The sequence below is a fragment of the Spirillospora sp. NPDC047279 genome, assembly GCF_040643285.1.
In the GTDB taxonomy this organism is placed as follows: Bacteria; Actinomycetota; Actinomycetes; order Streptosporangiales; family Streptosporangiaceae; genus Spirillospora.
The window spans coordinates 124724-147906 of sequence record NZ_JBEYUA010000006.1 but is presented as its reverse complement, the minus strand read 5'-3'; the positions used below and the strand labels follow the sequence as shown (position 1 = coordinate 147906).

Here is a 23183-nt window from a genome sequence, read left to right as displayed (position 1 = left end):
GCGCCGGATCGGCGAAACCGGTTATCCGGAAAGCTCGGCCGAACGGCGGCCGCCCCATCGAAGGAGCCCGGCGCACCACGCCATCCCCGCCCCGACGGAGATCAGGAGGACGTGGTCACCGTCCTGGATCGGTGTCCTGCTGTGGTGCTCGTGCAGCGCGACGCCCACCGACGACCCGACGGTGTTGCCGACGTAGGGGTAGGTGAGGACCACCTTGTCCATGCTCACGCCGAGGTACTCCGCCGTCTCCCGCACCATGCGGGCGGACGCCTGATGCGGCACGACGAGGTCGAGGTCGGCGGGTTCCAGCTCCGCCCGCTTGAGCACCTGGCGGCCGGCCTCGGCCATCCGGCCGATGCCCCACGTGTGCACCTTGCCGAAGTCGATCCGCAGGAACGGGTCGGACTCGGGACGGCTGCCGCGGTCGTGGATGGTGATGTAGTCGCCGAGGTGCCCGTCCGACCCCGAGACCATGTGCGTCAGGCCGTACCCGTCGGCGACCGGCTCGAGGACCGCGGCGCCCGCGCCGTCGCCGAACACCGACTGGGTGAGCCAGTCCCGCGGGTCGAGCCACGGGCCCGTGACGTCGCCGCACACCACGAGCGCGCGGGCGTACATCCCCGTCTCGAGGAGGGCCTTGCCGACCAGGACGGCGTCGAGGAAACCGGTGCAGGCGCTGTCGAGCTGGATGAACTTCCCCTCGAAGCCCAGGTTGTGCTGCACCTTGGCCGACGCCGGGGGCAGGCGGTGGTCGTTGGACAGCGTGGCGAGCACGAGCAGGTCGACGTCGCCGGCGTCGTATCCCGCGTCCTTCAGCGCGACCTGTGCCGCCTTCGTGCACAGGTCCGACGTCGCCTCGTCCGGGGCGGCCCTGCGGCGTTCGACGCCACCGTGGATCCGGGTCGCCCACTCGTGCAGCGCCCTGCCCCTCCGCGCGGAACGGTCGTAATCAGAGAACTCCTCGATCTCGGCATTCGTCAGAACGCGTTCGGGAAGGTAGGCGCCGACTCCGACGATTCCGATGTTCGTCATCCGTGAACCACCACATACGTAGGAAGGGGAGCCGGTCGATGCGCCTGGGGAGGGTTTCCGCGGTGCGAAGAGGACACGGGAAAGACCTGGTGGAGCCTGCCGTTCTCGCCCGGCGAATGGCGCGGCGACGAATGGCGGGCAAGGAAGATCGTTTCGACGATCCGCCCGGAAAGGGGCCGGAGGCATGGTGGTCGCCCGTGCTCTCCGATGGTGCAGGCGCGGTGTTTGTGAACAGCAGGGAACACTGTGCACCCCCGCGTCTCGGGGGGTCAATGCCGCGCCTGGCGCCCACAATTGCTACTAATTGGTAAGTATTTGCTGACCTGCCTTGAGCCCTCGGATGTGATCTGAGTCACAGGAGAATGGCGGTCAGGTCGAGGTGTCGGTCACTCGGGGATGCTGAGGCGTTGCGCCCGGCCGGCGGCCGTGCGGGCCGGTAGCCGGTCGAAGTGCGCCATCAGGAACGTCGTCGAGATGCGTGCGTCGTCGCCGGCGTGCTCCACCAGGCCGCTCTGGACGCCGTCCAGGATCGCCTCCGGATCGCGCGTCTCCAGGACGGAGACGCGCTCCGCGACCGGGTATCCCCGCCGCAGGCCCGCCTCGCTCGCGCCGTGGGTGTAGAGCAGCAGCCGGTCGTTGGGACGGAAGGGAACGGTGGTCGTCTCGCCCCAGTGGCCGGTGAGGTCGAGCAGGCTCAGCGGCGGGTGCGACGGCAGCGGCTCGATGGCGAACGCCCGGTCGTCGCGCAGCAGGAGGGGCACGGGGCCGCCGCAGCACACGACCTCGGCGTGCTCGTCGTCCTCGTGCAGGGTGACCAGGACGGCGGTGACGAACTGCTCGGGGCTCGCGTCCGGGTCGAGGACCGCGCTCATGCGCGCGGCCACCCCGGACAAGGTCCGCTCGTTGACCGCCAGCTGCCGGAACGCGTCGACCAGGCGCACCGCCGTCTCCCCGGCGCCGTCGGTCACGCCGAGGACGTCGCCGACCAGGATGCGCGTGCCGTAGGGCGTCGCGACGACCTCGTGGAAGTCGCCCTCGGCCTGGGCCGCCGACGGGATCCGGCGCACGTGGGTGCCGGCCGTCGTGATGTGCGGGCCGGGCCCCACGACCGCCCTGGCGCCGTAGTCCTGGCGAAGGATCTCCAGGAGCAGGTCAGGGGTCGACTCGGGGGTCGTGCTCTGCACGCACAGCTCCTCCATCACGCGGAGGTAGTGGTCGACCTCGTCGGACCTGTCCAGGTAGAGCGCGCCGGTGAGGTTCTCGAGGTAGACCACGTCCGGGACGTCGCGCTCGGGGAAGCGCAGCACGCTGAACGCGCCGGCCTCCGCGCGGTGCCCGCCGGAGCGGAACGGCATCACCTGGATCGTGGTGCGGGGCTGGCCGCACTGGGTGATGAGGTGCTCGATCTGGCCGCGCATCACGTCGGGCCCGCCGATCGGGCGGCGCAGCGCCGCCTCGTCGATGACGGCCCACAGCTGGGGGACGCCGGGACCGGTGAGGCGTTCCTGCCGCTGCAACCGCAGCTCGACCCGCTGGTCCAGCTCGGCGGGGGAGGCGCTGGGCTTGCCGAGCTGGATGATCGCGCGGGCGTACTCGGGGGTCTGCAGCAGCCCCGGGATGAACTGGATCTCGTACGTCCGGATCAGCGACGCCGACTCCTCCAGGCCCAGGTAGCTCTGGAACCAGTTGGGCAGCACGTCGTTGTAGCTGTGCCACCAGCCCGGCTTGTTGGCGTCGCGCGCCCACCTCAGCAGGAGGTCGCGCTGGTCGTCGTCGGTCACCTTGTAGAGCGTGAGCAGGTCGGCGACGTCGCGCTCCTTGAAGCTCACGCGTCCCAGCTCCAGCCGGCTGATCTTCGACTCCGACGACCGGATGGTGTAGCCGGCCTCCTGCCGGGTCAGCCCGGCCGTCTCGCGCAGGCGGCGCAGCTGCGCGCCGAGGAGGATACGGAGCACCGTCGAACCCGAACCGGGTCGTTCAACGGTCATCTCTCACCTCCCTGGACACGTGCGTTGACCTTACTTCCTCCGGCGACCCGCGGCGCCCGATCAAGGCGAGAGGGCGTCGGGACCGGCGGGTTGCCGGACGCGCATGGTGGCGGCGCGCCACACCACGTCCGGCATGAACAGCGACTGGGGCTGCGCGTGCAGCGACAACACGCTGATGAGCCGGTCGCAGACGCGCTGGTCGACGTTCGCGAGCGCCTGCACCCGGTCCACGTACCGGTTGAGGATCCGCGTCTGCAGCCCGGCCGAGCCGCCCTCGGTGGTGTCGTAGCGCAGGTCCTCGCCGGTCGCCACCAGCCAGGGGCCCGCCGCGTTCTTGACCACCCGCCGGTGGAAACGCCGCGCCAGCCCGTCGAGGTCGCCGCCGTCGCGCAGGCACGCGTCCAGCGTCAGCGCGGACTTGGCCGCGACGCTCATCCCCTGGCCGTACAGCGGGTTGAACGCGCACAACGAGTCGCCGATGGTCATGAGGCGCTCGGGCCAGCGCGACATCCGCTCGTAGTGGTGGCGGACGTTGGAGGTGCGCCGGTAGCTGACGATCGGCGTGAGCGGCTCGGCCTCGCGGATCGCCTCGTACAGCACCGGGCTGCGCAGGCTCTTGGCGAACTCCAGGAAGCCGTCCTCGTCGGTGGGCGGGAAGTCGCGCCCGACGCCGAACAGGCTGACGATCCAGCGTCCCCCCTCCTGGGGGAACAACGCGCCGGTGCGCGTGCCCGGTGCCCTGGCCTGGAGGTAGAGCGCCTTCCACCCGGGGTCGAAGCCGTCCGGGATGGCGTAGTTGCGGCTCGCGTACCCCAGCTGCGGGTCGATCAGGGTCCTGCGGGCGGCGGGGAAGCCGAGCTGCTCCAGCCACTCGGGGGTCTTCGAGCTGCGCCCGGTGGCGTCGATGACGAGGTCGGCGGTGAGGGTCTCACCCGGCTCGGTGGTCCCGCGTTCGCGCGTCCGCAGGCCGGTGACCCTGCCGTTGTCGGCGACCAGGTCGATCGCCTCCCGGCCGTCGATCACCTTGACGCGCTCGTCCTTGGCCAGCCGCGACCGGATGGTGAAGTCGAGCAGGTCGCGGCTGAGGGTCATCAGCCGGGTGGACTCGAAGCGGCGGCGCCACCCCGCCGGCGTCATCCACAGCAGGTCGGCGGGCACCCGGATCTCCGGCACGCCCGCGGTGCGCAGCTCGTCCTCGAGCCCCGGGAACAGCTCCTCGGCGATCTCCAGGCCGCGGCTCCAGAACACGTGCAGGTGCCGGGCCTGGCCGAGCCCGGGACGCGAGGCCGCCGCGTCGGGGAACCTGTCCCGCTCGACCAGCGTGACCCGGTCGAAGTGGTCGCTCAGCACCCTGGCCGCCAGCAGCCCGGCCATGCTGCCACCGATGACGACGACATGATCGCGGGACTCGCTCACAGTGCTCCCTCACAGTTCCGGTAGGCAGAACGCTCGTTCCGCGTGGTCAACGACGGTGATGGGAGCCGTCCTGGGACGCCAGGCGCCCTGGGCTCTCGCCCATGGCGAAGGCGACCGCCTGGTCGAGGTCGAGGCGCGTGCCGTCCTCGAAGTGCCGGTCGTAGGCGGCGTCGCCCAGCGCCTCGCGGGCCAGCGCCTCGCCCTGGCCGTGCGGCGCGTTGAAGTAGGCGGAGCCGAAGAGCGGGAGCCCGACGGTCCGCCACACGCGCTTGGCCGCGCCCTGCAGCGCCGACGCGTCCTCGGGACGGCCGCTCGCCGCCTGGAAGAGCGCGAGCAGCTCGATGGACAGGACCGCGCACACCAGATCGTGGAACGTGCGGCTGAGGCGCAGGCTCTCCCGCGCGAGCGCGGTCGCCTCCTCGGCCCGGCCCGCCGTCCAGCTCGCGAACGCCAGCACGTACAGCGCGTACGCCTTGACCCACCCTTCGCCGTGCTCCTCGCAGATGGCGCGGACGCCCTCGCACAACTCGACGGCGAACGGCAGGTCGCCCTGGAACGCGTTCGTCATCGCGAACTCGACCCGGGCCATGATCACGGTCGTGTCGAGCCCGCCGAGGGCCTCGTACCGGGCGAGCGCGTCCTTGAACAGCACCGACGCCCGCGCGTGGTCGTCGGTCACCAGGGCGACACAGCCCAGCCGGTGGATCGCGTTGGCCAGCGCCACCCGGTCTCCGGTCCGCTGCGCCTGCGCCTGGCTCGCCTCCAGCAGCGCGGAGGCGCCGTCGGTGTCGCCCTGCTTGATGGCGATGTAGCCGTCGACCCACAACGCCGCGGCCCGCGCCTCGGTCGGCTCGGCGTCCAGCGCGAGCGCCCAGTCGAGCCAGCAGCGGCCCTCGTTGAGGAAGCCGCAGCCCACCCAGTAGAAGCACATCGCGGCCGCCATCCGCAGCCCGGTCTGCACCTGGCCCGGCGTGGTGAGGCAGTACTTGAGCGCGGCGCTCAGGTCGACGTGCACACCGCGCAGGAGCTGGAAGATCTCGGCCTGCCCGGCGCCGAACCACTCGCGCTCGCACCGTTCGACCAGCTGCAGGCACCAGTCCAGATGCCGGCGCCGCAGGTCGTCCTGCTCGCCCAGCTCGCGGAGCCACTCCGCGCCGTACTCGCGCAGGGTGTCCAGCAGCCGGTAGCGGGTGACCGCCCCGTCCTCGACGCGCGTCAGGATCGACTTGTCGGCCAGGCGCGCCAGCGTCGGGCCCACGTCGCCCACGGGCAGCACGCGGTCGTTGCACACGGCCGCGGCCGTCTCCGGGGCGAATTCGCCCGCGAACACCGACAGCCGCGCCCACAGCAGCCGTTCCTGCCGCGTGCAGAGCTCGTGGCTCCAGCCGACGGTCGTGCGCAGCGCGTCGTGCCGCGACACGTCCGCGGGCTCGGCCTCGTCGACCAGCACCCGGAACCGGTCGTCCAGGCGCTCGAGCAGGTCTTCCAGGGGGACGTGCCGGAGCTGCCCGGCGGCGAGCTCCAGCGCCAGCGGCAGTCCCTCCAGCCGCCGGCACAGCCGCGCCACGGTGCGCCAGTTGCGCTCGTCCACCTCGAAGCCGCCCATGACCGCGGTCGCGCGCTGCTCGAACAGGTCGAACGCCGGCGGGCGCACGGCCGTGTCGACGGGCATCACCTCGGGGTCGGCCGTCGCCAGCGGGGCGATCGGGACCACCCGCTCGCCGCCGAGACCGAGCGGCTGCCGGCTGGTCGCCAGCACGCACAACCCGGGGGCGGCCGCGAGCAGCACCTCGGCCACGCCCGAGGCGGTCTCCCTCAGGTGCTCGCAGGTGTCCAGCACCAGCAGCAGCCGCTTGCCGACCAGGTGATCGGCCAGAACGTCGAGCTGCGGGCGCGCGGTCTGGTCGACGACCCGCAGCGTGCGGGCGATCGCGTGACCGACCAGCGAAGCGTCCCGCAGGGCCGACAGGTCGACCACCCAGACACCGTCGGGGAAACCGTCCTGGAGCTCCCGCGCCGCCTCCAGCGCCACCCGCGTCTTGCCGACGCCGCCGACTCCCGTCGCCGTCACCAGGCGTCCGGGCCGGCACAGCCGCTTGAGCTCGGCCAGCTCGGACCGCCGGCCGACAAGGGCGGTCGGTTGGAGGGCCAGATTGCCCCTCCCGCGCGCAGCGAACTGGACCACGATCGACTCAACTCCCCACCAGCGGCCATAACAGTGCGAAGCCCCCGTGGCCACACTCTAACCAAATGATCCGGGCGAACTTAGCGCATTCTTCAACCAAAACCTTGGAAAAGCCGATGACTGCCCGCCTTGCCGCATGTCCGGATCTGGCCCGGAATTGCCGAACGCCTCAGGGGAGCGGCGGTGACACCACCACACGCTGATCGCTCACCGCCGCACGCCGGTGCCGGTAAACGTCCAGATAGACAGGGTCGCGGAACAGTTCCAGCACCGCCGCCCCGCTCGGGTAACGGGCTACCACGACCAGATCCCACCGTTCTCCCCGGCCCCACACCGCGTGCCCGCCGAACCCGCGATGCACGAACCGGCCGCCCACCGCGGCCACCCGTTCCCGGCTGACCGCCGCGTAACGCAGCATCGCCTCCACGCCACTGCACGGCCCGTCCCGATCGCCGTCGTAGACGGCCTGGTCGCGCAGCGCGAACAGGTTCACCACGACCACCGGCCCCTCCATGCCCGCGACCCGTTCGAGCGCCTCCACGTCCTCAGCGCTCAACCGCAATCCCGAATCCCACTCACCCATCCGCGACCTCCCCGCGTCCCCCCTGATTCGCCCCCGGCCCCCCACCGGATGACCCGTGGCTCAGGAGGCCGTCAGGACTTCTATGCCTCGGGTGGTGAGCCGCTCGACGATCGTGTGGTGGGGGTCGGCGTCGGTGATGAGGCCGCTGATCTCCTCCCAGGGCAGAACGCGGAACCGCGAGGCCGCGCCGATCTTCTCGGACGAGGCGAGGACGTAGGTGTCGGCGGCGCGTGCGGCCAGGGCGCGCTTCATCGCGGCCTCCTCGGCGTCGCCGGTGGTCAGGCCCGCCTCCGGGTGGACGCCGGTGACGCCGAGCAGGCAGAGGTCGGCCGAGACGTTCTGGGCGGCCTCGACCGCGGCGGCACCGCAGGCGACCGCCGAGTGCTTGAAGATGCGGCCGCCCAGCATGAGCAGCTCGATCCGGGGATGGTCGAGCAGCGCGGCCACGATGGTCGGGCTGTGCGTGATCACGGTGCAGGCCAGCCGCCGCGGGAGGCCGTGGGCGACGGCCAGGGCCGTGGTGCCGCCGTCGAGGATCAGGGCGCTGTCCGGCTGGACCAGCGCGGCGGCCGCCGCGGCCACCTTCTGTTTCCCCTCGGGAGTCACGGCCATCCGGGCGGAGTAGTCCGCCACGGCGGGGGAGACGGGGAGCGCCCCGCCGTACACGCGATGGCAGAGCCCCTCGGCGGCGAGGTCGCGGAGGTCGCGCCGCACGCTGTCCTCGGAAATGCCCAGGTCGGCGGCGACGTCCTTGGCGACGACCTTGCCCTCGCGGGCGAGCAGTCCCAGCAGATGATCGCGTCGTTCAGCGGCCAGCATCCGTACTCTCTCCCGTTGTTGCACGTTTCTGCATGTATCCTAGCCTTATATGAACGACGAACCGACGCTGCTCATCACCGAACCCGTGAACGCCCGCCCCGGCATCGACGCCCCCGACCACCGCGGCCGCACCGGACTCGACCGCGCCGGGCGCGACCTGCACCGCAACCCCGGCGTCGTGGTCCGCGACGTCGAGCTCACCTCCCAGGGCTGGCACGTCCTGCGGCGCACCACGTTCGACTACAGGCGCCGCGACGGCCGCTGGGTCACCGAGCAGCGCGAGACCTACGACCGCGGCAACGGCGCGGTCGTCCTGCCGTACGACGCCGAGCGCCGGGTCGTGCTGCTCACCCGCCAGTTCCGCTACCCGGCCTACGTCAACGACCACCCGGACGGCCTGCTCGTCGAGGCCGCGGCCGGCCTGCTCGACGGCGACGCCCCGCTCGCCGCCATCCGCCGCGAGGCCGCCGAGGAGCTCGGCGTCACCCTCGGCCCGCTCACCCACGTCTTCGACGTCTACATGAGCCCCGGCTCGGTCACCGAGCGCCTCCACTTCTACGCCGCCCCCTACACCCCGGCCGACCGCACCGGGCACGGCGGCGGCCTGGAGGACGACGGCGAGGACATCGAGGTCCTCGAACTCCCCTTCGCCGAGGCCCTCGCCATGACCCGCGACGGCCGCATAGCCGACGGCAAGACGATCCTCCTGCTCCAATGGGCCGCCCTGAACGGCCCCTTCGCCGCCGGCTCTTGGCACGCCTCGCCGGTCGGTGGTTGAGTGTCGGTCCGCATGATGATCACTTCATGCGGCGACGCCGGGGAGTTCGCATGGAAGGTCGGCCGCGCGGCCGGATGAAGGCCGCCGTCCTGGGCGGCGTGCTGGCCCTCGAAGCGCTGGTCGCTCTCGTCGCCTTCGGCGTGACGATCGCCGGGGTGAGCATGTTCAGGATCCCGTCCGTGGCGATGAAGGGGACGCTCCAGGTGGGGGAGACGGTCGTCCTGGAACGAGGAGACGACGTCAGGCGGGGCGACATCGTCGCGATCGAGGCACCCGAGTGGCGGGAGCGGAAGAACGGCCTGTTCCTGCTCAGGGTCATCGGCGTCGGCGGTGACCGGATCTCCGTCGGAGCGAACGGCCAGGTCGCCGTCAACGGCAAGCCGCTCCGGGAGAGCTACCTCGGGCGCTCGGCCGGCCTGCCCGGAGCGAGACTGGACGTGACCGTTCCTCCGGGACGCCTGTGGCTGATGGGAGACCACCGGGGTGCGGCGGTCGACTCCGTGCAGCACCAGCGCATGTCCTCGAACGGCACGGTCGACGCACGGGGCGTCCAGGGGCACGTCATCGCGGCCGGCTCCGGAGCCGACTGGCACGGTGTGACGACGCCCGACGCCTTCGTCGAAGCCGGGCTCGCCGAACGAAGGGGCGGGCCGCCCGCTCCTCTGGTCACGATCCTCGTGGGAACGTTGGCCGCGCTGGCCTTGCCGTTCACCGTCCTCGTGGCGGTCGCCGCCCACGTGCGTGACCGCAGGCGATCCGCCGCGCGATGAGGACGGCGCCGCCCCCGGCCGTTGTCGGTGGCGTGGCGTTTAATCGAGGGGTGGACGTTGAGAAGCGCATCGCTGAGCTGACCGCTGAGGTCAAGCGGCTGAATGACCTGTACTACGGCACCGGTGACAGCCCGCTGCCCGACGCGGACTACGACGCGTTGAAGGACGAGCTGGCGGCGCTGGTCGCCGAGCGTCCCGAGCTCGAGCCGGCCGACAGCCCGCTGGGCAGGGTGAACGCGCCGGCGGAGCTGACCGGTCCGACGGTGCGGCACGCGCGCCCGATGCTCTCGCTGGCGAAGGCGACGGGCGAGGTGCAGGTCCGCACGTTCTGCGAGCGGTTCGGCGGCCAGGTGTTCCGCGTGTCGGAGAAGCTCGACGGGCTCTCGCTCAGCATCGTCTACACCGACGGGGAGCTCGACTACGTCGCCACGCGCGGCACCGGCACGGTCGGCGAGCTGGTCACCGACAAGGTGCGGCACGTGATCCCGGGCCTGCCGACGCGGATCGAGGCGCCCGGGCGCATCGAGGTGCGCGGCGAGGCGGTGATGTTGCGGTCGGTGTGGACGGCCTACAACGAGGCGCATCCGGAGCGGACGCTCACCAACCCGCGTTCGGGTGCGGCGGGGACGCTGGTGCTGAAGGACCCCGAGGCGGCCGCCCAGGCCAAGCGGCTGCTGCGGTTCGTGGCGTTCGGCGCCGACCGCGACGGCGCCGCCGTCCAGATCCCGGACGGGTTCGAGCCGGTCGAGCAGTACGTGTGCGCGACCGTCGAGGAGGTGGTGGCGGCGATCGACACGATCGGCGGCCGCCGCGACGGGCTGGACTACGACATCGACGGCGCGGTGGTGCGGCTGCACGAGCCGGCGGCGTTCGACGCGGCGGGCTTCAACAGCGCCGAGCCGCGCGGGGCGATCGCGTTCAAGTACCCGCCGGAAGAGAAACTGACGACGCTGCTCTCCGTCGAGTGGCCGGTGGGCAAGATCGGCCGTGTCCCGCCCCGCGCGAAGGTCGCGCCGGTGTTCGTCGGCGGCGTGACGGTGGAGAACATCACCCTGCACAACCCGCGGCTGATCCGCGAACGCGACCTGCGCATCGGCGACACGGTCGCGGTCGTGCGGCGCGGCGACGTGATCCCGTTCGCGGGCCGCTCGCTGCCCGAGCGGCGCGATGGCAGCGAGGCCGAGATCGTTCCGCCGGCGCACTGCCCGTCGTGCGGCTCGGAGCTGGAGGTCCGCGGCACCGGCGAGGAGCGCTGGTGCCTGAACCTCCAGTGCCCGGCGCAGGCGACGCGCCGGCTGATGCACTGGGCCTCGCGTCAGGCGGCCGACATGGAGGGCGTCGGCGACGTCTGGATCGAGAAGCTGGCCGAGGACGGCGTGCTCAAGCGCCGCAGCGACCTGTACGACCTGACGGCCGATCAACTGCTCGGCTACGAGCGCATGGGCGAGGTCAGCGCCAGGAACATGGTCGAGTCGATCGCGTCCTCCAAGGGCATGGGGCTCCGCCGCGCGCTGATCGGGCTGGCGATCCCGATGGCGTCCGAGGGCACCGCCAAGCGCCTGTGCCTGGCGGGCTACGAGCGCATCGAGGACGTCGCGGCGGCGACGGCCGAGGACCTGGTGGCGATCCGCGACATCGGTCCGAAGGCCGCCGAGAGCATCGTGGCCTTCTTCGCCCGCACGGAGGTCCAGGAAGAGATCGCCGCGCTGCGCGAACGCGGCGTGGACCTCGACGTCCTGCCCGAGGACCGGCCGGTCGACAAGGCGGCCGCGGGCGACTCGCCCCTCAAGGGCAAGTCGGTGGTGATCACCGGTGCTTTCATCGACCCGCGCTCGGGCGCGAAGATCAGCCGCCCGGACGTCACCCGCCTGGTCGAGCAGGCCGCCGCGACCACCGCCTCCTCGGTCTCCGCCGCCACCGACTACCTCCTGGCCGGCGACAACGTCGGCGCCGCCAAGATCACCAAAGCCGAGAAGCTCGGCGTCACCGTCATCGACCAGCCCACCCTCTGGACCTGGCTGACCGAAGCCGGCGTCATCTGACCCCTCCACGCCGCGCGTCAGAGGCGGAGGCAGGTGCCGCGTTCCCGGCGGGCGGGCGGTCGAGCGGCACGATCGCCAGGTCATCGGGGAGCGCATGATCGACGCGGGTGCCGGGTGGCTGAGACGTGGGTCGGGGGTGCTGGGAGTGCAGGTGGGAGGCCCGGGGTGCGTTCCCGCCGCCGGACGGCGTAAGACTGGAATTGACGTCGAAGTCGAGTTAGGATCGCCGACGAGCGGAACCGGCAGGGCCGGCCGGCTCGGCCCATGATTCCTACCCCGGAGGTCGAAGCGTGGAGAGCTCACGTATCGCCGACATCATCGAGATCGAGCAGCTGCTCGCACGTTACGCGGCCGGTATGACGAAGGACGACGTGGAGTCCGTCGTGGCGGTGTTCTCGCCGGACGGCACCTACAGCGCCTTCGGGGAGAAGTACGGGGTCGCCGATTTCCCCGAGCTGGTCGCGGCCGCGCCCAAGGGGTTGTTCGCGGTGAGCACCCCGGCGATCACCTTCGACGGGGAGGGGTCGGCGAGGGGCGAGCAGCCGCTGTGTTTCGTCGCCCAGGCCGACCACTCGATGCGCATCGGGTACTACACCGACACCTACCTCCGTACTCCGGACGGATGGCGGCTGCACACGAGGGCGATGACGTTCCTGCGCCGCGATGGTTCCCGTGACTCGGGGCGACCCCATGACCCGCGGCGTCCGGCGCCCGGGCGCACGACCGCGAGTTGACGCGCGTCCATGGACCTTCAGGAGTTTCGCGACGGCCTGGACGGGTGGCTCGACGAGCACGAGCCGGAGCTCAGGGCTGAATTCGGTCCCGACGTCACGCTCGACCAGGAGATGGAGCACGTCTCCAAGGTGCGGCGCATGACCTACGACGCGGGATTCATGCGCCGGGGCTGGCCCGAATGGGTCGGAGGGCTCGGCGGGTCCACGCTCATGCGCGCCTACCTGGGGGAGGCGCTGGCGTACCGGGACCTGATCGACCCCGGCATCTACTCCATGACCGAGGTGCTGGCGCCCACCATGATCGAGTTCGCCCGGCCGGAGCTGGCGGCGGAGATGGTGCCGCGGCTCCTGCGGGGCGAGGAGACCTGGTGCCAGGGCTTCTCCGAGCCGAGCACCGGCAGCAACCTGGGCTCGCTGTCGTGCCGTGCCCGCAGGGACGGGGACGTCTGGCGGGTCACCGGCCAGAAGGTGTGGACGAGCCTCGCGCAGTACGCCGACCGGTGCGTCCTGCTGACCAGGACGGGTACGCCGGAGTCGGGCCACAGGGGCATCACCGCCCTGTTCGTGGACATGGACGCCCCTGGGATCACCGTGCGCCCGATCCGCGCGATCCACGGGCGGGACGAGTTCTGCGAGGTGTTCTTCGACGACGTGCCCGTGCCGGTCGACCGGACGCTGGGCGAGGTCGACCGTGGCTGGGCCGTCGCGATGGACCTGCTGCCCTACGAGCGGAGCACCTCGCTGTGGCACCGCAGCGCCTACCTCCGGCAGCGGCTGGGGAGCCTGCTCTCCTCCGCCCCGGACGGTGCGCTCGACCCCGCCGACCTGGGCGAGGTCGTCCAGATGACTTTCGCCTTCCACGCGCGTTCGCGAGGGACCCAGCACCGGATGGCGCGCGGTGACCGGCTCGGGCCGGAGACGTCGGTGGACAAGGTGCTGCTGGCGACCACGGAACAGGCGGTGTTCGACCTCGCCGCGGACACGGTGGCCGCGGACATCGCCCTCGGCGACGATCCGGGCGGCGACCGCTGGCGGACCGAGTTCCTGTACTCGCGGGCAGCGACGATCTACGGCGGGAGCGCCGAGATCCAGCGCGACATCATCGCCCGCCGCCTTCTCGACCTGGGGACGGACCGATGATGGACGCGCAGACGGCCGGCCTGCTGGCGCAGAGCTTCGAGAGCGCCTTCCGGCACCAGAACGTGACGGCGGTCGAGGCGGCACTGGAGGAGATCGGCTGGCGCGAGGCGCTGGCCGAGGAGGCCGCCGACGTCATCCCGCTGCTGTTCACCCGGCAGGGCGGCGCCAACGCCGCGTCGGGGGCCCTCGACGACGTTCTGAACACCGCACTGGGGCTGCCCGCCGATGGCGACACGGCGTTCGTCCTGCCGGAGTTCGGGACGTGCACGGCGCCCGGCTCCGTCCGGGACGGCGACCTCACGGTGAGCGGCCTGGGCACCGCGCGCATGCCGGGGGCCGCCCGCGCCGTGGTGGTGGCCGAGGACGGCGGGACCCTGCGGGCGGCCGTGGTGGAGACCGGCAAGGTGGAGACCCGGCCGGTCGGTGGCGTCGATCCGCGCCTGGGGCTGGTCACGGTCGAGGCGCGGGGCGTCCGGCTCGACGAGCGCGTGGAGGTCACGGCCGGTCGCTGGGCGGACGCCGTGGCGGCGGGCCAGGTGGCGCTGGCGCACGAGCTGGCCGGGACCGGCCGGGTGATGCTCGGCCTCACGCGGGAACACGCCGTGACCCGGATCCAGTTCGGGCGGCCGATCGGCTCCTTCCAGGCCGTCCGGCACCGGCTGGCCGAGAGCCTGGTCGCGATCGAGGCCGCGGAGGGCCTGGCCGCGGCCGCGGCCGAGACGCTGGGGCCGGACCGGTCCGATCCCGGGTCCGCGCCGCTGGCGGCGATGGCCAAGGCGGTCGCCGGGCGCAACGCGCGCACGGTGGCGCGGCACTGCCAGCAGGTGCTGGCCGGGGTGGGCTTCACCGACGAGCACGACTTCCATCACTACTTCCGGCGCGTCCTCACCCTCGACGGGCTTCTCGGCGACGCCCGGACGCTGACGCGCGGTCTCGGCGAAGAGCTGCTGCGCACCCGGCGCCTGCCGGTCGCACCGCCTCTCTGAGCGCCACCGGCCCGGTCCCGCGAACACGAAGGGCGCCTCCCGCGTGGGGGAGGCGCCCTTCGTCCCGTCCGGGCGGCCGTCAGGTGGTGCGGCCGTCAGGTGGCGCTGCTCCGCTTGGACAGTTGCCTGTCCAGCGTCGCTCGCAGTTCCGGTGACAGGAACGAGCGGTCCTCCGCCGCGATGGCGAAGTCGAGCGTGGCGAGCACGGCCCGTTCCAGGTGGAGGTTGAGGACACGCTTGGTGTCCTCCAGCGTCCGGCGCGGCATCGCGGCGAGCCTGCGCGCGCAGGCCAGCGCCTCGGACATCACCTCGTCGTCGGCGCAGACATGGTTGGCCAGGCCCATCTGGGCGGCGCGGTGGGCGCTGATCCGGTCGCCGGTCAGCGCGTACTCCTTCGCCAGCTGCAGGCTCGTCAGCAGCGGCCAGGTGACCGGCCCCCCGTCGGCCGCCACGAGCCCGACCATGACGTGCGGGTCGGCGAGGTGGGCGCTCTCGGCCATGAACACGATGTCGGAGAGCGCGGCCAGGCTGCACCCCAGCCCGACGGCGGGCCCGTTGACCGCCGCGATGATCGGCAGCCTGCACTGGACCATGCCGGTGACGATGCGGCGGGCGTCCACCAGGGTCTGCCGCCGCAGGTCGTCGTCCTTGGTGAGCTCGTCCAGGTAGGAGAAGTCGCCGCCCGCCGAGAACGCCCGGCCCGCACCCGTGAGCACCACGGCGCGGGCCTCCTCGTCCGCGTCGAGCCGCGGGAAGATCGCGCCGAGCCCCTCGTGCAGGGCGTGGTTGGTCGCGTTCAGGGCGTCCGGCCGGTTGAGCGTCACGATCCTGATCGGCCCGTCGGCGGTGACCTCGATCTCGGGAGGCATTCCGTAGCCGCTCATGCGACCGGGAGCCCGAGGATCCGGGTCGCCACCAGGTTGCGCTGGATCTGCGACGTTCCGCCCATGATGCTCTGTGCCCGGCTGTAGAGGTACATATTCAGCCACGTGTCCTCCTCGGTCCCGCCGGTCAGGTTGCTCATGCTCAGGGCGGCGTGCCCCACGGCTTGTTCGACGCGCGTCATCAGGAGCTTGTCCACCGAGCCCTCGGGGCCGTGCGAGATCCCGTTCAGCCGGTCCGAGAGCCGCCGGCACACGTGCAGCCGGAGCATCTCCGCCTCGACGATCGCCCAGGCGACGTCGCGCACGTTCTCGGGGGTGAACCGTTCCGGCTCGGCGCGCATCCGGTCCACCAGCTCGTTGACCGCCTTGCTGTAGCGGGCGACGTAGCCCAGCTCGCCGGGCTCCCGCTCGTGGCTGACCACGGTCATGGCCAGCCGCCAGCCCTCGCCGGGCGCGCCGATCATGTCGGCGGCCCGGGTGACGGCGCCGTCGAAGACGACCTCGCCGAACTCCCGGGTGACACCATTGATCATCTTGAGCGGGCGCTGCTCGATGCCCGGCTGGTCCATCGGGACGGCGAACGCCGACAACCCCCGGTGCTTGGGGGCCTCGGGATCGGTCCGCGCCAGGACCAGGCACCAGTCGGCCTCGTCGGAGTAGCTGGTCCACACCTTGTGCCCGGTGATGACGTAGTCGTCGTCCCGGCGGACGGCGCGGGTGCGCAGCGCGGCCAGGTCCGACCCGGCGTCAGGTTCGCTGAACCCCTGGCACCAGCGCTGCCGCCCGTTGACGATGCCGGGGAGGAAACGGGCCTTCACGTCCTCCCCGCCGTGCCGGAGGACGCCCTGCACCAGGTAACCGAGGCTGGGCCGCGGCGGGGCCCCGGCCGCCGCCAGTTCCTCGTCGACGATCGCCTCGTACACGCTCGGCAGCCCGTGACCGCCGATCTCCTCCGGCCAGGAGAGCGCGAAGAAGCCGGCGTCGTAGAGCGCGCGGTGCCAGGGCGCCTGCCCGTCCCAGTACTCGTCGGCCGTGGACGACTGCGGGAGCCCGGGGTTGTTCTCCGCGAGCCAGGTCCGCAGCCGTTCGCGGAAGGCCGCCTCCTCCGGGGAGTCAGCGAAGTCCATCGTGCACACCTCCGATCTTGCGGTGCGCGACGACCCGGGCCAGGTTCGCCCCGACGTCGCCGAGCACCTGGGTCGACAGCAGCGCCCGCCGCAGGTGGACGTGGGCGAGGTACTCCCAGGTCATGCCGATGCCGCCGTGGACCTGGATGACGGTCTCGCACACGTCGCGGGCGGCGCGGGCGCAGTAGGCCTTGGCGGTCGCGGCGGCGGCGAGCGCCTCGCCCGGAGGGAGGGCGTCGACCGCCCAGGCCGCGTGCCGGGTGACGCTGCTGGACCCCTCGATCGAGACGAAGGCGTCCGCCAGCATGTGCTGCACGCTCTGGAAGGTGCCGATGGCCACGCCGTACTGGTGCCGGATCCCGGCGTACGAGCGGGCCAGGTTCACCGCGCCGCGCATCGTTCCCACCAGGTCGGCGCAGGTGAGGGCGAGGGTGAAGGCCGACCAGGCCTCGATGTCCTCGCCGGTGAGGGGACGGCGGCCGGCGCCGTCCGGCCGCTGGAACGGCCCCCGCTCGACCATGGTGGCGGGGCGGGTGAGGTCGCGCCCCTGCGACGTTCCCGTCACCGCCACCGAGACCAGGTCGTAGCCACTGCCCGCGCGGGCCAGGGCCAGGGCGGATGTGGCGCCCCGGGCGTCGACCGCGACGCCGGTGCAGAACGTGTCGGCGTCCTCGACCACGACGAGGCCGGACAGGTCGGGCCGCAGCAGGACGGTCTCGTGGGCGGTGGCCGGACCGGCCGCCGCGCGGCGCCGCAGCTCGGTGGCCAGGGTCGGTCCCAGGAACGAGGTGTCGGCCGGTCCGCGGCCGAACTCCTCGGCCACGATCGCGGTCTCGACGGCGGACGCCAGCGGCCGGTCCCCGTCATCGGGCACGCGCAGCTCGCGCCAGCCCGACCCCGCGACGGCCGCCTCCAGCCGCGCCGTGCGGGCCGTGTCGTCCAGCGCGGCGACGGACTGGGGGGCGTGGTCATCGACGAGCTGGGCCGCGGCTTCGCGCAGCGCCTGCTGCTCCGCGGACAGGCGGACGTCCATCAGCGGTCACTCCGCACGTCGTCGGGTGGGCACGCCGCCGCGGGCGGGCGCGGATCGGGCTTGGTGATCATGTAGCGGCAACCTCGGGAGAAGCGCGCCGCACCCCGCGCGCAGGGCGCGCGCGGACCGCCGGCGCGGGTGTTGCAAGCTCTGTTCTGTTCTAGATAAAAGTCTATACTGACGTCGATGTCAATCACGGGACCCGGCCCTGGAGACCCGTGCTGCACGGAGGTACTGTCAGCCGGGGGAGAGCGGGAGTGACGCCATGAACGACAGCCGGGAACCGGGCCGACCGAGCATCGCGGCCATGACCAGCGCCGCCGCGGACCGTCACGGCGGCCGCGTCGCGGTCGTGGACGGCGACGCGCGCCTCTCCTACGCGGAGCTGTACGAGGAGGCCCGCCGGTTCGGCGCGGCGCTGGTGGCCGACGGCGTCGAACCGGGCGACCGCGTCGGCGTCTGGGCGTTCAACAGCCGCGAGTGGATCGTCGCGCTGCTGGGGCTGTACCAGGCGGGCGCGGTGCTCGTTCCGATCAACACCAGGTTCAAGGGGCGCGAGGCCGCCGACATCGTGCGCCGCGGGCGGGTCAAGGTGCTGGTGACCGTGACCGGCTTCCTCGGCAACGACTACGTCGCGATGCTCACCGGGGCCGGCGTCCCGCTGCCGGACCTGCGGACCATCGTCATCGCCCGGGGCGGCCCGTCCGGGCCCGGCGTGCTCTGGCCGGACTTCCTGGCGGGCGCCACCGCGGACGGGCTCGCCGAGGTCGACCGGCGGCGGGCGGCCCTGGGGCCGGACGACGTCTCCGACGTGCTGTTCACCTCCGGCACGACGGGAACGCCCAAGGGCGTGGTGATGACGCACCGGCGGACGATGGGCGTGGGAACCGACTGGGTGGCCATGACCGGCCTCTCGGCCGGCGACCGCTACGCGATGGTCAACCCCTACTTCCACATGTTCGGCTTCAAGGGCGGCATCCTGGCCTGCCTCGCCAGTGGCGCCACCATGTACCCGCACCCCGTGCTGGACGTGGACACGGTGCTGCGGCAGGTCGCCGAGGAGAGGATCACCGTCCTGCCCGGCCCCCCCGCCCTCTACCACGCGATCCTGGAGCACGCCGACCGGGACCGGTACGACCTGTCGAGCCTGCGCGTCGCGGTGACCGGGGCGGCCGACATCCCGGTCGAGCTCATCCGGCGGGTGCGCACGGAGCTGCCGTTCTCGGTGATCGTGGCCGGCTACGGCCTGACCGAGGGCGGCACGGCCAGTTCGACCTCGCCCGACGACGCCCCGGAGACCATCGCCGGCACCGTCGGCCGCCCCCGGCCGGGCTTCGAGATCCGCATCGTCGACGGGGCGGGGGAGGACGTCGCGCCGGGAGAGGTCGGCGAGATCGTCCTGCGCGGCCCGACGGTCATGGCGGGGTACCTGGACGGCCCGGAGGCGACCGCCGCGGTGCTCTCCGCGGACGGCTGGCTCAGCACCGGGGACCTGGGCCGTTTCGACGAGCTCGGGTGCCTGCGCATCGCGGGACGGTCCAAGGACATGTTCCTGGTCGGCGGGTTCAACGCCTACCCGGCCGAGATCGAGGCCATGCTGCTGGAACATCCGGGCGTCCGCGCGGCCGCGGTGATCGGGATTCCCGACGAGCGCCTCGGCCAGGTGGGCATGGCGTTCGTCGTGCCGCGCCCGCCCGCGCCCTCGGCCGAGGACATCATCGCCTGGTCGCGTGAGCGCATGGCGAACTACAAGGTCCCGCGCCGGGTCGAGCTGATCGACGAGCTTCCCCTCACCGCCAGCGGCAAGGTGCACAAGACCGCGCTGCACGAGCGGGTGCGCACCGGCTGACCATCTGGGTCCCGGCCCGTCCCCTCACCCCCGTCCTCCCTCCGCGCGGGTCCTCCGCGCGGTTCGTTCCTTCGATCTTTTACCTACATCGACGTCGATTTCTAGCGGAGTTCCCCCGGCGGCGTCCGCGCCCGGAAGGTGGCTGACATGCACGATCACCATGACGATCTGGAGCCGATGCTCGAGGCGGTCCGCGACTTCATCCGCAAGGAGGTCATTCCCCGCGAGGCCGAGATCGACGAGAAGGACGAGGTGCCCGCCGTCCTGCGCGAGACGGCCCGGCGGATGGGCCTGTTCGGGTTCACCATCCCGGAGGAGTACGGCGGGCTCGGGCTCGGCGTCGTGGACCAGTGCCGGCTGCTGATCGAGGTGGGGTACACCACCCCGGCGCTGCGCTCGATGTTCAGCACCAACGTCGGCATCGCCGGCCAGGTGATCATGGATGGCGGCACCGACGGGCAGAAGGCGGCCTGGCTGCCCCGGCTGGCCTCGGGCGAGGCCGTCGCCTCGTTCGCGCTCACCGAGCCCGACGCCGGGTCCGACCCGTCCGACCTCCGCACGAGCGCGGTTCGTGACGGCGACGCGTGGGTCCTCAACGGCGTCAAGCGCTACATCACCAACGCGCCGATCGCCGACGTGTTCATGGTGTTCGCCCGCACCGACCCGGACGCGAAGTCGTCCCGGGGCATCTCCACGTTCATCGTCCCGGCCGGCACCCCGGGGCTGTCGGTCGGGCCGCGCGACCACAAGATGGGCCAGTTCGGCGCCTGGACGGCCGACGTCAACCTCGACGACGTGCGGGTGCCGTCCGACGCGGTCGTCGGTGGCGAGGCGGGCGTCGACACCGGCTTCCTGACCGCGATGCGCTGCCTGTCCAACGGCCGGCTGCTGCTCGCCGCCGCCTGCGTGGGGATGTGCCAGCGCCTGGTCGACGAGTCCGTGCGTTACGCGTCCGAACGCAAGCAGGGCGGCCGTCCGATCGCCGCGCACCAGCTCGTCCAGGGGATGATCGCCGACTCGGTGACCGAGACGATGGCCGCGCGAAGCCTCGTCCTGGAGGCCGCCCGCGCCTTCCAGGACGGCACGGACCGCCGGACCGGGCCCGCCGCCGCCAAGTACTTCTGCAGCGAGGCGGTCGGGCGGGTGGCCGACCGGGCCGTCCAGGTGCACGGCGGCGCCGGGTACATGCGCTCGGTGGCGGTCGAACGGTTCTACCGCGACGCGCGGCTCTTCCGGATCTACGAGGGCACCAGCCAGATCCAGCAGGTCATCATCGCCCGCCAGGCGCTCGGGGCGGCCGCGGGCTGAAACGCCCGGGCCGCCCCTGGGGGTCGTCGTGGTCTGCGTGGGCCGGTCTGCGTGGGCCGGTCTGCGTGGGCCGGTCTGCGTGGGCCGGTCTGCGTGGGCCGGTCTGCGCCGGCCGGCCCGCGTCAGCCGGTCACGGTCAGGTCGTCAGGATGGAGACCGCGGCGACCCCGGGAGCGCCGTAGAGCTGGGCGAGGCCGACCCGTGGCGCGCCGGCGACCTGGCGCTCGCCCGCCTGCCCGCGCATCTGGAGCACCAGTTCGCGCACCTGCCGCAGGCCCGAGGCGCCGACCGGCTCGCCGTTGGCGATCAGGCCGCCGTCGGTGTTGACCGGCAGGCTGCCGCCCAGGGCGGTGGCCCCGGTCGCGATGAGCTTGTTCTGCTCGCCGTCGGCGCACAGCCCGACCTCGGCCATGTGGATCACCTCGGCGCCCGCGTCGGTGTCCTGGAGCTGGGCGATGCCGACGTCCGCCGGCTCGACGCCCGCCTCCTCGAACGCGGCCTTGGCGGCGTCCACGGTCGGCGCCGGGACGTGGTCGGCGGCCACCGACGCGGACGGGGTGTGCACCTCGAAGGCCCCGAAGCGGCGCGTGCGGGTGACGACGCTGCGCAGGTAGATCGGCTTGTCGGTGTAGCGGTGCGCGATGTCGGCGCTGCACACGACCAGCGCCGCCGCGCCCTCGTTGGGGCTGCAGAACATGTACTGCGTCAGCGGGTGGTTCACCATGCGCGAGCCGAGGATCTGCTCGCTGGTCAGCGGCGTGCGCCGGTGGGCGTTGGGGTTGAGCTCGCCGTTGCCGTAGTTCTTCGCCGCGACCGCGGCGAGCGTCTCGGAGGTGATGCCGTGGTCGTGCATATAGCGGTTGATCTTCATGCCGAAGAACTTGGTGGTGAGGAACAGCCCCATCTCGCCGTACCACCGCGGGCAGCCGTACTCCTGGGGATCGGCGGTGAAGGCGCCCGACTCGTGCTTGTCCATGCCGAGCACCAGGCCGATCTCGTGCTGCCCCAGCCTGATGGTCTGGCCGGCGAGGGCCAGCGCGCTGCCGGCGGTCGCGCAGCCGTTGTAGACGTTGGTGAACTGCACGCCGGTGAGTCCCAGCTCGGCGACGACGGCGTCCGGCTGGTCGACCTCGTAGCTGCCGCCGACGGCGAACTGCATGTCGGCCCAGGTCAGGCCGGCGTCGGCCAGGGCGTCCCGGGCGGCGTCGGCGCCCATGGCCAGCGCGGGCTTGCCGGGGAACCGGCCGAACCGGTGGATCCCCACCCCGATGATCGCGACGTCAGGCATGGTCGGCCCCTTCCGGGCTGAAGGCGAACGTGATGATCTCCCGGCCGTCCTCGTCGGTACGGAACGGCATGGTGACCAGCCGCATCGGCATTCCGAAGGACAGGTCCTCCTGGGCGCAGCCGACGATCAGGGTCTCGATCCGGAGCTCGCCGGGGAGTTCGACCACCCCGACCAGCCACGGCTCGAACGGGTCGGTCCCGAAGAACTCGCCGCGGAACGGCGCCTTCGGCGGGAAACCCTGGGTCGTCCACGTCCAGAGGGTGCCGGAGCGGCTCAGCCGCGTGCGTTCCACCGCGGTCGCGCCGCATCGCGCGCAGCCCGTCCGGAGCGGGAACACGAACGTGCCGCATTCCCCGCACCTGCCGCCGATGAGGCGGGGCGCCTCGTCGGGCCAGGTGAACAGGTCATCGGCGATGGGAACCGGTGCCATCTCTTTCTCCTTGCCTCCCCGCCGGCCGGGGTGGGGCGGGGATCACGGGATGTCGCGGGCGGCGCGGACGCGGTCCGGTGCCCTGCTCCACGGATCGGTCGACGCCGCCGTGGGACGCATGGTTACCTTATACTGACGTCGACATCAAAGAAAGGGTGTCGATGTCGAGTGGACGGCCCGGTCCGCGGGAATGTCCTGCTCATCGTCGTGGTGGGACGGGCGCGGCCGGGAGTCCGATCCCTTCCGAGCCTTGATATTTTTGACGTCAAAGTCATAATGGCGTTCGCGGTCGTGGTCACGGGACCGCCGGGCGGCGGCCCGGCCGGGGCGCCGCGGGGAAAGAGGAGGACGACGTGAACGATGACGATCGGCCGGCGCGGCTGCTGGCGGCGGTGACCAGGCTGCAGGCGGACTACGCCCGGTACATCGACGGCGGCGAGCCGGAGGCGTGGAGCGGGCTCTACGGCGGCGGTGGCGTGTTGTCGATCTCGGACGGCAGGGAGATCGGCAACGCCGACCTGCCGGCCTTCGCGGCCCGCGCTCCGAAGGGGTCGCATCTGCAGGGAGTGCCGAGCGTCGAGGAGCGTTCCGACGGCGGCGTCGACGCGGTGTCCTCGTTCGCGTTCTTCAACGCCGAGACCGGCGCGGTCGTCTCCGGCGCCTACGTCGACCGCATGACCTGGGAGGAAGGGCGGCTGGTGTTCGCCAGGCGGCACATCGACATCCGCCGGTCCCCATAACCGGCTCTGTCAGATCGGTCACATCGTCGGTAGAGCAGTTTTCTCGGACAA

19 protein-coding genes and 2 pseudogenes are annotated in these 23183 nt (G+C 72.2%); 9 read left to right on the top strand and 12 right to left on the bottom strand.

From position 1 onward, the window contains the following. Nucleotides 1-21 precede the first annotated feature (21 nt). The 7 genes and pseudogenes from ABZ810_RS16950 to ABZ810_RS16920 form a co-directional block, all read right to left on the bottom strand. On the bottom strand, nt 22-1032 hold the full coding sequence (locus ABZ810_RS16950; protein ID WP_358403857.1) for a ketoacyl-ACP synthase III: 1011 nt from the start codon (nt 1030-1032) through the stop codon (nt 22-24). Between the two features lie 386 nt (nt 1033-1418). Beyond that, nucleotides 1419-2021, bottom strand: a pseudogene (locus ABZ810_RS16945) (PP2C family protein-serine/threonine phosphatase); the annotation flags it as partial. 138 nt (nt 2022-2159) lie between these two features. After that, nucleotides 2160-3020: pseudogene (locus tag ABZ810_RS16940) on the bottom strand (helix-turn-helix transcriptional regulator); the annotation flags it as partial. Nucleotides 3021-3080: 60 nt separating this feature from the next. Beyond that, nucleotides 3081-4436, bottom strand: a complete 1356-nt coding sequence (locus ABZ810_RS16935) for an FAD-dependent monooxygenase (protein ID WP_358403855.1) — start codon at nt 4434-4436, stop codon at nt 3081-3083. 46 nt (nt 4437-4482) lie between these two features. After that, on the bottom strand, nt 4483-6621 hold the full coding sequence (locus ABZ810_RS16930) for an NB-ARC domain-containing protein (protein WP_358403854.1): 2139 nt from the start codon (nt 6619-6621) through the stop codon (nt 4483-4485). Nucleotides 6622-6790: 169 nt separating this feature from the next. Then, a complete protein-coding gene (locus tag ABZ810_RS16925) occupies nt 6791-7177 on the bottom strand; it encodes a DUF1330 domain-containing protein (RefSeq protein WP_358403852.1) in 387 nt (128 codons plus the stop codon). An 87-nt stretch (nt 7178-7264) separates the two neighbouring features. Then, nucleotides 7265-8023 carry a DeoR/GlpR family DNA-binding transcription regulator gene (locus tag ABZ810_RS16920; protein ID WP_358403851.1) on the bottom strand — a complete coding sequence of 253 codons (759 nt, stop codon included), beginning with the start codon at nt 8021-8023 and terminating at the stop codon, nt 7265-7267. A 49-nt stretch (nt 8024-8072) separates the two neighbouring features. Here ABZ810_RS16920 and ABZ810_RS16915 point away from each other — a divergent pair, with 49 nt between their 5' ends. The 6 genes from ABZ810_RS16915 (at nt 8073) to ABZ810_RS16890 (ending at nt 14473) form a co-directional block, all read left to right on the top strand. After that, on the top strand, nt 8073-8801 hold the full coding sequence (locus tag ABZ810_RS16915; protein WP_358403849.1) for an NUDIX domain-containing protein: 729 nt from the start codon (nt 8073-8075) through the stop codon (nt 8799-8801). Between the two features lie 50 nt (nt 8802-8851). After that, a complete protein-coding gene (gene lepB, locus ABZ810_RS16910; protein WP_358403847.1) occupies nt 8852-9571 on the top strand; it encodes a signal peptidase I in 720 nt (239 codons plus the stop codon). Nucleotides 9572-9621: 50 nt separating this feature from the next. After that, the gene (ligA, locus tag ABZ810_RS16905) at nt 9622-11613 is read left to right on the top strand and encodes an NAD-dependent DNA ligase LigA (protein ID WP_358403845.1); all 1992 of its coding nucleotides are present in this window, start codon (nt 9622-9624) and stop codon (nt 11611-11613) included. Nucleotides 11614-11903: 290 nt separating this feature from the next. Then, the gene (locus tag ABZ810_RS16900; RefSeq protein WP_358403844.1) at nt 11904-12347 is read left to right on the top strand and encodes a nuclear transport factor 2 family protein; all 444 of its coding nucleotides are present in this window, start codon (nt 11904-11906) and stop codon (nt 12345-12347) included. 9 nt (nt 12348-12356) lie between these two features. After that, the gene (locus ABZ810_RS16895; RefSeq protein WP_358403842.1) at nt 12357-13487 is read left to right on the top strand and encodes an acyl-CoA dehydrogenase family protein; all 1131 of its coding nucleotides are present in this window, start codon (nt 12357-12359) and stop codon (nt 13485-13487) included. After that, complete coding sequence (locus tag ABZ810_RS16890) at nt 13487-14473, top strand: acyl-CoA dehydrogenase family protein (RefSeq protein ID WP_358403840.1); 987 nt, start codon at nt 13487-13489, stop codon at nt 14471-14473. Before ABZ810_RS16895 ends, ABZ810_RS16890 begins: the two co-directional genes overlap by 1 nt. A gap of 95 nt (nt 14474-14568) precedes the next feature. Here ABZ810_RS16890 and ABZ810_RS16885 read toward each other — a convergent pair whose 3' ends face one another. The 3 genes from ABZ810_RS16885 to ABZ810_RS16875 are packed head-to-tail and all read right to left on the bottom strand — an operon-like array spanning nt 14569 to nt 17517. Beyond that, entirely contained in the window at nt 14569-15357 is a 789-nt protein-coding gene (locus ABZ810_RS16885) for an enoyl-CoA hydratase/isomerase family protein (RefSeq protein WP_358403839.1), read from the bottom strand. Continuing rightward, on the bottom strand, nt 15354-16484 hold the full coding sequence (locus tag ABZ810_RS16880; protein WP_358403837.1) for an acyl-CoA dehydrogenase family protein: 1131 nt from the start codon (nt 16482-16484) through the stop codon (nt 15354-15356). Before ABZ810_RS16880 ends, ABZ810_RS16885 begins: the two co-directional genes overlap by 4 nt. Then, nucleotides 16471-17517, bottom strand: a complete 1047-nt coding sequence (locus tag ABZ810_RS16875; RefSeq protein ID WP_358403836.1) for an acyl-CoA dehydrogenase — start codon at nt 17515-17517, stop codon at nt 16471-16473. The genes ABZ810_RS16880 and ABZ810_RS16875 overlap by 14 nt, the downstream gene beginning before the upstream one ends. A gap of 307 nt (nt 17518-17824) precedes the next feature. Between ABZ810_RS16875 and ABZ810_RS16870 the strand changes: the two genes are divergently transcribed. After that, nucleotides 17825-19366: a FadD3 family acyl-CoA ligase gene (locus ABZ810_RS16870; protein WP_358403835.1), complete on the top strand. Its 1542-nt coding sequence runs from the start codon at nt 17825-17827 to the stop codon at nt 19364-19366. Nucleotides 19367-19513: 147 nt separating this feature from the next. Next, nucleotides 19514-20674 carry an acyl-CoA dehydrogenase family protein gene (locus ABZ810_RS16865; protein ID WP_358403833.1) on the top strand — a complete coding sequence of 387 codons (1161 nt, stop codon included), beginning with the start codon at nt 19514-19516 and terminating at the stop codon, nt 20672-20674. Between the two features lie 136 nt (nt 20675-20810). On the opposite strand, the gene ABZ810_RS16860 is transcribed toward ABZ810_RS16865, so the two are convergent. After that, nucleotides 20811-21962 (bottom strand): thiolase family protein, encoded by a 1152-nt coding sequence (locus tag ABZ810_RS16860; protein WP_358403832.1) that lies wholly within the window; start codon nt 21960-21962, stop codon nt 20811-20813. After that, nucleotides 21955-22392, bottom strand: a complete 438-nt coding sequence (locus ABZ810_RS16855) for an OB-fold domain-containing protein (protein ID WP_358403831.1) — start codon at nt 22390-22392, stop codon at nt 21955-21957. Before ABZ810_RS16855 ends, ABZ810_RS16860 begins: the two co-directional genes overlap by 8 nt. Nucleotides 22393-22745: 353 nt before the next feature. Between ABZ810_RS16855 and ABZ810_RS16850 the strand changes: the two genes are divergently transcribed. Next, on the top strand, nt 22746-23132 hold the full coding sequence (locus ABZ810_RS16850) for a nuclear transport factor 2 family protein (protein WP_358403830.1): 387 nt from the start codon (nt 22746-22748) through the stop codon (nt 23130-23132). The last annotated feature ends 51 nt before the right edge of the window (nt 23133-23183 follow it).

Coding starts and splice junctions, on each gene's coding strand:
- ABZ810_RS16950 (WP_358403857.1), bottom strand. CDS start 1,032: ATGACGAACATCGGAATCGTCGGAGTCGGCGCCTACCTTCCCGAACGC.
- ABZ810_RS16920 (WP_358403851.1), bottom strand. CDS start 8,023: ATGCTGGCCGCTGAACGACGCGATCATCTGCTGGGACTGCTCGCCCGC.
- ABZ810_RS16915 (WP_358403849.1), top strand. CDS start 8,073: ATGAACGACGAACCGACGCTGCTCATCACCGAACCCGTGAACGCCCGC.
- lepB (WP_358403847.1), top strand. CDS start 8,852: ATGGAAGGTCGGCCGCGCGGCCGGATGAAGGCCGCCGTCCTGGGCGGC.
- ABZ810_RS16895 (WP_358403842.1), top strand. CDS start 12,357: ATGGACCTTCAGGAGTTTCGCGACGGCCTGGACGGGTGGCTCGACGAG.
- ABZ810_RS16890 (WP_358403840.1), top strand. CDS start 13,487: ATGGACGCGCAGACGGCCGGCCTGCTGGCGCAGAGCTTCGAGAGCGCC.
- ABZ810_RS16885 (WP_358403839.1), bottom strand. CDS start 15,357: ATGAGCGGCTACGGAATGCCTCCCGAGATCGAGGTCACCGCCGACGGG.
- ABZ810_RS16880 (WP_358403837.1), bottom strand. CDS start 16,484: ATGGACTTCGCTGACTCCCCGGAGGAGGCGGCCTTCCGCGAACGGCTG.
- ABZ810_RS16875 (WP_358403836.1), bottom strand. CDS start 17,517: ATGGACGTCCGCCTGTCCGCGGAGCAGCAGGCGCTGCGCGAAGCCGCG.
- ABZ810_RS16870 (WP_358403835.1), top strand. CDS start 17,825: ATGACCAGCGCCGCCGCGGACCGTCACGGCGGCCGCGTCGCGGTCGTG.
- ABZ810_RS16865 (WP_358403833.1), top strand. CDS start 19,514: ATGCACGATCACCATGACGATCTGGAGCCGATGCTCGAGGCGGTCCGC.
- ABZ810_RS16860 (WP_358403832.1), bottom strand. CDS start 21,962: ATGCCTGACGTCGCGATCATCGGGGTGGGGATCCACCGGTTCGGCCGG.
- ABZ810_RS16855 (WP_358403831.1), bottom strand. CDS start 22,392: ATGGCACCGGTTCCCATCGCCGATGACCTGTTCACCTGGCCCGACGAG.